8 protein-coding genes and 1 pseudogene are annotated in these 9,791 nt (G+C 35.9%); 5 read left to right on the top strand and 4 right to left on the bottom strand.

Translation table 11 applies throughout. From position 1 onward, the window contains the following. From A9G38_RS03005 to trhP, 3 genes and pseudogenes are all read left to right on the top strand, one after another. A partial coding sequence (locus A9G38_RS03005; RefSeq protein ID WP_034915647.1) for an integrase core domain-containing protein occupies positions 1 to 685 on the top strand: 685 nt, incomplete at its 5' end. 67 nt (positions 686 to 752) lie between these two features. Beyond that, positions 753 to 1,918 (top strand): annotated as a pseudogene (locus A9G38_RS02995) (IS3 family transposase). A 191-nt stretch (positions 1,919 to 2,109) separates the two neighbouring features. Beyond that, positions 2,110 to 3,453: a prephenate-dependent tRNA uridine(34) hydroxylase TrhP gene (gene trhP / locus A9G38_RS02990; RefSeq protein WP_034915078.1), complete on the top strand. Its 1,344-nt coding sequence runs from the start codon at positions 2,110 to 2,112 to the stop codon at positions 3,451 to 3,453. A gap of 60 nt (positions 3,454 to 3,513) precedes the next feature. Here the strand turns inward: trhP and proA are convergent, their stop codons facing one another. From proA to gpt, 4 genes are all read right to left on the bottom strand, one after another. Beyond that, on the bottom strand, positions 3,514 to 4,767 hold the full coding sequence (gene proA, locus A9G38_RS02985) for a glutamate-5-semialdehyde dehydrogenase (RefSeq protein ID WP_034915081.1): 1,254 nt from the start codon (positions 4,765 to 4,767) through the stop codon (positions 3,514 to 3,516). A 170-nt stretch (positions 4,768 to 4,937) separates the two neighbouring features. After that, the gene (proB, locus tag A9G38_RS02980; RefSeq protein ID WP_141671041.1) at positions 4,938 to 6,041 is read right to left on the bottom strand and encodes a glutamate 5-kinase; all 1,104 of its coding nucleotides are present in this window, start codon (positions 6,039 to 6,041) and stop codon (positions 4,938 to 4,940) included. A gap of 28 nt (positions 6,042 to 6,069) precedes the next feature. Further along, a complete protein-coding gene (locus A9G38_RS02975) occupies positions 6,070 to 7,326 on the bottom strand; it encodes an alpha/beta hydrolase (RefSeq protein ID WP_034915087.1) in 1,257 nt (418 codons plus the stop codon). A 23-nt stretch (positions 7,327 to 7,349) separates the two neighbouring features. Then, the gene (gpt, locus tag A9G38_RS02970; RefSeq protein WP_080702385.1) at positions 7,350 to 7,886 is read right to left on the bottom strand and encodes a xanthine phosphoribosyltransferase; all 537 of its coding nucleotides are present in this window, start codon (positions 7,884 to 7,886) and stop codon (positions 7,350 to 7,352) included. Between the two features lie 146 nt (positions 7,887 to 8,032). Between gpt and A9G38_RS02965 the strand changes: the two genes are divergently transcribed. Both A9G38_RS02965 and A9G38_RS12740 read left to right on the top strand, forming a co-directional pair. Next, positions 8,033 to 9,496, top strand: a complete 1,464-nt coding sequence (locus A9G38_RS02965) for an aminoacyl-histidine dipeptidase (protein ID WP_034915091.1) — start codon at positions 8,033 to 8,035, stop codon at positions 9,494 to 9,496. A gap of 167 nt (positions 9,497 to 9,663) precedes the next feature. Continuing rightward, on the top strand, positions 9,664 to 9,791 hold a 128-nt coding region (locus A9G38_RS12740), incomplete at its 3' end, for a helix-turn-helix domain-containing protein (protein WP_141671666.1).

Below are 9,791 nucleotides of genomic sequence, written 5' to 3'. Positions count from 1 at the left end.
CAAAGTGGCACAAGAAGGATGTGTGCTCACGGAAAATCAATTACAGGCCCTTGAAAAAGCCAAAGCATCAAAAGAAGCGCATGGTGAAATTGAGACACATCATCCGGGTTATTTATGTGCACAAGATACCTATTATGTAGGGCACATTAAAGGCATAGGGAAAATATACCAACAAACATTTATTGATACCTATTCCAGACTCGCTTTTGCTAAAGTCTATACCGAGAAAAACAGTCTGATTGCTGCCGATATGCTCAATGATAAAGTGCTTCCTTTCTTTGACAACGAACAAGTGCCACTTTTACGCATTCTTACCGACCGAGGGACGGAATATAATGGCCATAAGGAGAGCCATGCTTATGAACTTTATCTTAATCTAGAAGATATTGAACACACCAAGACCAAAGCCTACAGCCCACAAACTAACGGTATTTGTGAGCGATTCCATAAGACGATGAAAACAGAATGTTATGATATTTTATTTCGACGTAAGATTTACACGCAATTGAGTGAAATACAAAACGATATTGAGCAATGGCTTGAGTTTTACAATCGGGAAAGAGCACACTCTGGAAAATATTGTTATGGGAAGACACCATGGCAAACATGGAATGATGCAAAAGGGTTGGTTAAGGAAAAGCAATTGGAGAATTTATTTTGCTCATCGGACACGCATTTTGTTTGATCCTCGCCAAAAAAGTGGACAAAAGTCGCCTCTATGATATAAATAAAAATCATAGGAGACAAATATCATGGTCAAAAAATTTAGTATCGAATTCAAACAACAATCAGTGGATTATGCGTTATCTAATGCACACCTTTCTATCAGCGAACTTGCCAATCATCTAGGTGTGGGTAAATCAACCCTAGATAAATGGATTAGGCAACTTTCCCGGAATAAAACTAGCCGTCGAGAGTTAACCGCTGAGCAACAGCGGATTATGGCGTTAGAAAAAGAGATTAAAGAACTGAAAATGGCTAATGATATACTAAAAAAGGCGCATGTGTACTTCATCAACAATCCAAGTCGATGAAGTACGCTTATATGAAAAATCATTTAACCTGCTATCCCGTTACTAGGATATGCTCATTACTTGGTGTCAGTTCATCGGGTTATTATGCTTGGTTAAAAAGAGCAAACAAATCAGCTAAACTCAGCGAGTATATCCAAAAACAGTATTGGCAACATAAAGTCCGTTTGGGTGCGCCAAGCCTGCTTCATGAAGCAAGGGAAGTGGGCTATCAAGTTTCAGAAAGGACAATTAGCCGTGTTTTGCAACAATTGGGATTACGTAGTTTGAGATGACATAGTAAAGCAGCACGTAAATTCAAGTATAAAACAGACACGGCTCATCACAATATTGTGCCCAACACGTTAGATAGGCAATTTAACCCTGATAAGCCTAATAAAACATGGGTAACCGATATTACTTATATTAAAACGGGGGAAGGTTGGTTATATTTGTCGGTGATTATCGATTTATATGGACGAAAAGTGATTGCTAGGCAAACCAGACGCTACATAGACCGCCATTTAGTGTGTAATACATTAAAACAAGCTTTATTTCGGCGTCACTTTCCTAAAAATGTACTCATTCATAGTGACCAAGGAAGCCAATATTGCAGTGCTGATTTCAAGCAATTATTGTTACAATATGGGCTAAGGCAAAGCATGAGTCGAAGAGGCAACTGCTTTGATAATGCGGTTGTTGAGAGTTTTTTTCATACACTCAAAACACATATTATTCATGACTGTTACTACAAAACGAGGAAGCAGGCTAATAAAGCACTATTTGAATATATTGAAATCTATTATAATCGGATACGCCGTCATTCAGCCAATGGCTGGGTATCACTTGAACAATATGAACAACAATATTACCAAAACGAAAAAATGATAGAGGTGGGCACTGTCTAATATTTTTGCGAGAAACACTTATCATACTTAAACAAAGTAAAAAGTGTCGGGAAAAGCAATAACTGAAAGTTTTTCATAGCTTGGAATATAATAAATTTGCCAACAGATAGGCTAAAGCGTAAAATGACCATCCTATTTTGCTTAACCTATTACTTATCAGTAATACTGACCTGAAATCAGAGGCATTTTTAATGACAAATTTATATGCAAAACCAGAATTACTTTCTCCTGCCGGTTCTTTAAAAAATATGCGTTATGCTTTCGCATATGGTGCAGATGCTGTTTATGCCGGCCAACCGCGATATAGTTTACGAGTTCGTAATAATGAATTTAATCATGAAAATCTAGCAATTGGTATTAACGAAGCACATGCTCAAGGTAAGAAGTTTTATGTAGTTGTGAATATAGCACCACATAACTCGAAGTTAAAAACTTTTATTCGTGATTTAGAACCCATTGTAAATATGAAACCTGATTCCTTTATCATGTCAGATCCAGGTTTAATCATGTTAGTTCGCGAACATTTTCCTGATATGGAAATTCACTTATCTGTACAATCGAATGCTGTTAACTGGGCAACAGTAAAATTTTGGCATCAAATGGGATTAACTCGAGTCGTTTTATCGCGTGAATTATCACTTGATGAAATTGCTGAAATCCGTGAAAAAGTTCCTGAAATGGAGTTAGAAGTGTTTATCCATGGGGCATTGTGTATGGCATATTCTGGGCGCTGCTTGCTTTCGGGCTATATTAATAAGCGTGATTCAAATCAAGGGACATGTACTAATGCCTGCCGTTGGAAATATAAAGTTGCTGAGGGTAAAGAAGACGAAGTGGGGCAAATTGTACATAAATGTGAACCGATCTCGGTAAAACAAGTTGAACCAACATTAGGAATTGGTCAAACTACTAGTAAAGTATTTATGCTTGAAGAATCAGGTCGCCCAGGTGAATATATGCAAGCTTACGAAGATGAGCATGGTACATATATTATGAACTCAAAGGATTTAAGAGCAGTGGAATTAGTAGATGATTTAACAAAAATTGGTGTACATTCGCTCAAGATTGAAGGGAGAACTAAATCTTTTTATTATTGTGCAAGAACAGCACAAGTGTATCGCCAAGCTATTGATGCAGCGAGTGAAGGTAAGCCTTTTGATCCTCGCTTGTTACAAGAGCTTAATGCACTTGCTCATCGAGGGTATACGGAAGGATTCTTACGTCGCCATAAGCATGAAGAAATGCAAAACTACAAACATAGCCATTCTGTTTCGGAAAGGCAACAATTTGTTGGTGAGTTTAGTGGTGAACGATTAAATGGGTTGGCTGAAGTTATCGTAAAAAATAAATTCTCTGTTGGGGATAGCGTTGAAATGATGACGCCGAAAGGCAACAAAACTTTTACGATTGAGCGAATGGAAAACAAAAAAGGACAACCTGTTCCTGCTGGTTTAGGCGATGGCCATGTTGTTTATATTCCGATTCCTGAAAAAATCGATTTAAATTATGCATTATTAATGCGTAATTTTGATTAGTTTGGTTAAGCATAAAAAACTGTTTGGGATGTCCGAACAGTTATATTAAACAGAATTTTATTATTGACGAATTAAATTGTCTCCATAACCTATCCATTTATAGGTAGTTAAAGCTTCGAGCCCCATTGGTCCGCGTGCATGTAGTTTTTGTGTACTAACTGCTACTTCTGCACCTAATCCAAATTGCCCACCATCAGTAAAACGTGTTGATGCATTGACATAAACTGCAGCTGCATCAACCTGATTTATGAACTGTTCTGCATTAAGCAAGTTACGCGTGAGAATGGATTCCGAATGACCCGTACCATACTCGCGGATATGCTCTACAGCCAATTCAAGTGAATCAACAATGATCACGTTTAAATCTTTTGATAACCATTCTTGTCGTAATTCTTCATTTTTTACTGGTAGGATAGTTGCATTACCTGTTTTTAATATGTCATAACAGTTTTGGTCAGTATGTAATACGACGTTATTATCTGCCATGACCTGACAAAGTTTTGGTAAAAACTGCTCCGCAATATTTCGGTGGACTAGTAACGTTTCAAGCGTATTACAAGTGCTTGGACGCTGAGTTTTGGCGTTGACAATAATTGGTAGAGCATTATCAATATCAGCACTTTCATCAACAAAAATGTGACAGACTCCAATACCACCTGTAATGACGGGTATTGTTGAATGTTCACGGCATAATTTATGTAAAGATGCACCACCTCGGGGGATAATCATATCGATATACTTATCGAGTTTAAGTAACTCATGAATATATTTACGATCAGGATTATTAATATATTGAACAGCTGTCTGGGGTAAACCAACTTGTTTTAACGCTTTTTGAATAACAGAAATTGTGGCCATATTAGTATTGATTGTTTCTTTACCCCCGCGAAGTATTGCGGCATTGCCTGTTTTTAAACAAAGAGCTGTAATATCAATTGTTACATTTGGTCGAGCCTCGTAAATCGCACCAATAACGCCAAGTGGTACTCTGTGACGGTGTAACTTTAAGCCGTTTTCTAAAGTAGAACCATCAATGATTTGACCAATAGGATCAGTTAATGAAATGATTTTACGGACATCATTGGCAATAGATGATAGTCGTTTGGGTGTTAAGAGTAGACGATCTAAAATGGCTTCGTTTAAATTTTGTTTTTTCGCCGCTTGGATGTCCTTTTCATTTGCAATGAGTATACTTGCGCTATGCTGTTCTAATAAATCAGCAATAACCATCAACGTGTTGTTTTTCATTGCGGTAGGACATTGTGCTAGTTGATATGAAGCAAGTTTAGCCGTTTTACCCATTTGCTGTAACATTGTTATCACCACTATTTTATATTACTATTTAGTTGTTTTATATTATTTATTTCTTTTAATAATGATTGCTTATCATCGTCAGTCATATAATTTAAATCTATCCACTGCTAACCAATTAGCAATTATACCTCCAATAGCTAATTCTATAATTTTCCTTTCTTGTTTATTATCTATTTTATTATCATATCATCACGATGAACAGCAACGTGACCATATTCATAGCCAATAATTTGACTAATTTCTTGAGAATGATGCCCAGCAATTTGCCTTAAAGCATCACTGTTATAACGACTGACACCTTGCGCAATACGTTTGCCAAATTTGTCGCAAATATCAATAACTTCACCGCGAGAAAAATCTTTCTCTACGCTGATAATCCCTTTAGGTAATAGCGAACTACCATTATTTAAAATCGCATTAACAGCACCATCATCTAATAACACTTTGCCTGCTTTTGGTGCACCAAACAACCAGTGTTTACGATGTTCTAATGGTGTTTTTTGTGGTGAAAAATGTGTTCCAATCGGTTTATTATTGACAATATCAATAATAATATTTGGTTTATTTCCTGCAGCGATAATAACTTCTATGCCTGCACTTCCAGCTACCTCAGCTGCTTGTAATTTTGTGCTCATGCCACCTGTGCCAAGCCCTGAAACACTACCACCGGCGATACTTCGCAAATTATCGTCAATATGATCAATTTTATGAATTAACTTGGCATTTTTATCAGCTCTTGGATCGGCAGTATAAAGACCTTCAATATCGGTTAATAAAATCAACTTATCCGCTTCGGCTAAAATGGCAGCTAGTGCTGATAAATTATCATTATCGCCAACTTTAATTTCTGCGGTTGCAACAGCATCATTTTCATTGATAACAGGAACGATATGATTATCTAACATTGCTTTTAAAACGTCTTGGGCATTTAAAAATCTTTCACGATCTTCAAGGTCTGCACGGGTAAGTAACATTTGACCAATATAGATCTTATAGATAGAAAATAGCTGTTCCCAAAGTTGAATAAGCTTACTTTGTCCAACAGAAGCGAGTAATTGCTTTGAAGCAACAGTATTAGGTAGGGTAGGGAAGTTAAGATATTCGCGCCCAGCTGCAATTGCACCAGATGTAACAATGATAATTTTATGTCCATCTTGATGTAGACTTGCGCATTGTCTTATCAACTCAACTATTTGTGCTCGATCAAGTTGTTTTGTTCCACCTGTTAGTACACTGGTGCCTAATTTAATAACCACGGTTTGTTGTTTTTTAATAGTCATAGCATATTCTTATTTTTTCACGTTATATAACAGACTTCATCCAATTTACTGATTGTGTTAATGCCTGATGCAAACTTTTTTGTAACTGTGTTTTAGGTACAGTTATTACTTTATTTTGTTTGATTGAATGAATTAATTTTGCTTCACAAAGATCGCTTAACTTATCATCCTTAAAGATGATATTCATAACAGGTACATGGCAAGCATGAGTTAAAAGTCCTTGATTTTTTAGTGAAAAATATTTTAATTCTGCTGCCAATTGTTGGTTGGATATTGAAGGTAATCCCAAACGGCTAGCTAACATATCTTTATAACTATCTGGTAGATTTTTTTGCAGATCTTTATCAACAAAAATTTGATGAATAAACGGAGTAAAGTTAAATACGCCTTTTATTTTATTTGGCATCAAATAAGCTAAACGTGTGGCAATATGCGAACCAAATCTAAATCCAGCAACAACAATCCGATGATCATCTATCCATGGAACAGAAGACAACTGCTCTAATATAGCTTGATGAATTTGGCTACTATTTTGTGATAAAGCAAAGTTACGGCTATAACCAACAGTTGGTAGATCAACAGTTAGCATGGCAAATCCATGCGGCGCTAAAAATTCACTAAAATAACGATAATAATCGATCTGCAAATTGCCTAACGCATTACAAATCAACACAACAGGGCAAGTCCCTTCGCATTTTGGTAAATGTAAAATTGTTTTGACACTACGATTATCGACTTTAAATTCCAGTTCTTTTATCAAAAATGGCGAAAATTGAAGAGCTTTTGCATAATACTGATAAGCGCATGTTTGGGCATACATTGCTAGTTGGTCATTTTTAAAATGAGGATAACTAGCAATACTTGCATATATGCTGGCTATGAGATAATAATTGTGTAAATTATTTTTATTTTCATCTATAAGATTTGCTTCATCAATTGATTCAGCTTTAGCTTGCCACACTGCCGCTTGATTTAAAAATTCATAGACCCAGTTGCCAGATTGATAACCAACAACGGTGTCTAGCCAGGTATCATTTGTGTGGCGTCGAGTTGAAGCGGCAATTTTTGATAAAACCGCTTCAGCCTCTAATTTGGGTAATCTACGCCAATGCCACAAAATGGGATTAATAATTCGATACCATCTGGAGTCAACTTCCCCATCTAAGGCGCTAATGCTACTACCATTACTATTATCAATGCGATTGATAAGTGTTGAAGTTTCAGGATAATCAAATTGTGGTTTAAATATCTGTTCAGTTAGATTTTCGGTAGTTGCCATAACAACCTTAACTTCCTTATCAATTATTTATGATCGCTAATAGGTTTAACAAACATAACACCTGTATCCCATGGCTGTTCAATCCAAGTATCTTGTGCAATATCGACAACATAATCATCAACAAGTGGTTTACCAGCAGGTTTTGCAAAAATAGTTACGAAGTGAGCTTTAGGGTACATTTCGCGAATTGTATGAGCAGTGTTACCAGTGTCAACTAAATCATCAACAACAATAAAACCTTCACCATCGCCATTAGCTTGTTTTAATATTAGTTTTTCACGTTGATGATCATGATCATAACTTGAAATACAAACGGTATCGACATAGCGAATACTTAATTCGCGCGCTAAAATTGCCGCTGGAACTAATCCACCACGACTAATGGCAATAATACCTTTCCATTGATTTGCAGGTAATAAGCGTTCAGAAAGTTGGCGCCCATAGGATTGCAACATTTCCCAAGTAACATTGAATTTTTTCTTTTCAGCAATAAGTTCTGCTTTATGTTGTTTTTTGGCTTGGATTTCTTCTTCTGTTAATAAAATTTGATCTGTTGACATTGAGTAACCTGCAATTTTAATCGATTGTATGAATAAATAAATATTAATGAACTAAAAATAGATGTAAAATTGCACCTTATTATAATGCGATTCAATAAAAAAAACCACTCATTAATTTATTACATACTTAATATTGAGGTTATATTATGCTTTCTATTTTAACGCCTAAATTTGTTTGGCAGATTTTTAATGATATCTGTAAAATTCCGCACCCATCTCACCATGAACAAATGATAACTAAATATATCGTCGATTTTGCTAAAACTCATGGTATTGATTGCAAACTTGATAAAGTAGGTAATATTTTGTTAAGTAAACCTGCTACCAAAGGTATGGAAGAGTGCCCATCAATTGCATTACAGGCTCATATGGATATGGTACCACAAAAAAATGAAGGTACTAGTCACGACTTTTTAACTGACCCAATTCAAGCTTATGTTGATGGCGAATGGGTAAAAGCCAAAGGAACGACATTAGGTGCTGATAATGGCGTTGGGTTAGCATCTGCATTAGCTGTTTTAATTGATCCTGCTGTTGAACATGGACCAATTGAAGTATTGATAACAGTATCAGAAGAAACTGGTATGCACGGTGCCTTTGGTTTACAACCTAATTGGCTAAAAAGTCACTATCTAATTAATACTGATTCTGAAGATGAAGGCGAAATATTTACAGGTTGTGCTGGCGGCGTTGACTTTACTACAACCTTTGCTGTTACTTATGCAGTAATGCCAGAAAAGCATGATTGTTATATGAACATTTCACTTAAAGGATTAAAAGGGGGGCATTCAGGTTGTGATATTCATCTTGGTCGTGGAAATGCAATTAAATTGATGGCTCGCTTTTTAGCGCAATATGCACAAGATATTTCGTTTAGATTAGCTGATATAAAAGGTGGTTCACTACGTAATGCGATCCCAAGAGAAGCTTTTATTGAAATTACACTAAATAAACAAGAACTGCCAAAATTAGAAGCCATTGTTAAACAGTATCAAACAATTTTACATAGTGAGTTAGGTCATGTAGAACCTGCTATCGAAATAACGTTATCGGAAGTTGAATCAAACAAAGTAAAACGCGTATTAACTACAGAACATCAAAATAAAATCATAAGCTGGTTAAATTCAGCGCCTAATGCTGTAGTTAGAATGAGTGATCAACTTCATGGTGTGGTTGAAACATCGCTCAATTTAGGTATTGTTAGTATTGAGGACAATCAACTTAATGTCCATTTTCTTATTCGTTCTCAAGTCGATAGCGCTAAAGATGCAGTGGTATCAACATTGACATCACTTAGCCAATTAGCAGATGCTAATTATGAAATAAGTGGAGGTTATTCAGGTTGGGAACCTAATTTAGATTCACGGCTTTTAAAGCTTGCTAAAGATAAATATCACGAAATTTTTTCTCAGAAAGCTAAAATAATGGTGATTCATGCAGGGCTTGAATGTGGTTTATTTAAACAAAGTTATCCAAATATGGATATGATATCAATTGGACCAACGATTGTTTCGCCGCATTCACCAGATGAAAAAGTTAACATTCAAAGTGTTTATCGTTATTGGGAATTATTGATAGCGATATTAAAATCAGCAACTTTATTAAAATAATCCAACACCTCACCTGCCGATCTTTATCGGCAGGCATTTCGAACAGATTACTCGTGTTTATATTCCTGGATTCAAACATGAAGTGCAATTTTAAACACGGTGGAGTGAAGAAAGTAGAAAGGTGATTTATACTAGCACCTTCGCACCACCACAGTTTGGAGATTGCTATGTATTATAATCACCTTTCTAGGAAGGAAAGATACCAGATTTTCGTATTATTACAAGCCGGAAAGAATAAAAAAGAGATAGCCCAGCTACTCAATAGACATCCTTCGACAATAAGTCGAGAGATAAA

The organism is Gilliamella sp. Imp1-1 (genome assembly GCF_001690415.1).
GTDB lineage: Bacteria > Pseudomonadota > Gammaproteobacteria > Enterobacterales > Orbaceae > Gilliamella > Gilliamella bombi.
The sequence above is the reverse complement of the archived record's forward strand: the minus strand, read 5'-3'. Positions and strand labels throughout refer to the sequence as shown.

Excerpts from the sequence above, each read along its gene's own strand:
- A9G38_RS02965 (WP_034915091.1), top strand. The coding sequence starts at position 8,033 with ATGCTTTCTATTTTAACGCCTAAATTTGTTTGGCAGATTTTTAATGAT.
- A9G38_RS02975 (WP_034915087.1), bottom strand. The coding sequence starts at position 7,326 with ATGGCAACTACCGAAAATCTAACTGAACAGATATTTAAACCACAATTT.
- gpt (WP_080702385.1), bottom strand. The coding sequence starts at position 7,886 with ATGTCAACAGATCAAATTTTATTAACAGAAGAAGAAATCCAAGCCAAA.
- trhP (WP_034915078.1), top strand. The coding sequence starts at position 2,110 with ATGACAAATTTATATGCAAAACCAGAATTACTTTCTCCTGCCGGTTCT.
- proA (WP_034915081.1), bottom strand. The coding sequence starts at position 4,767 with ATGTTACAGCAAATGGGTAAAACGGCTAAACTTGCTTCATATCAACTA.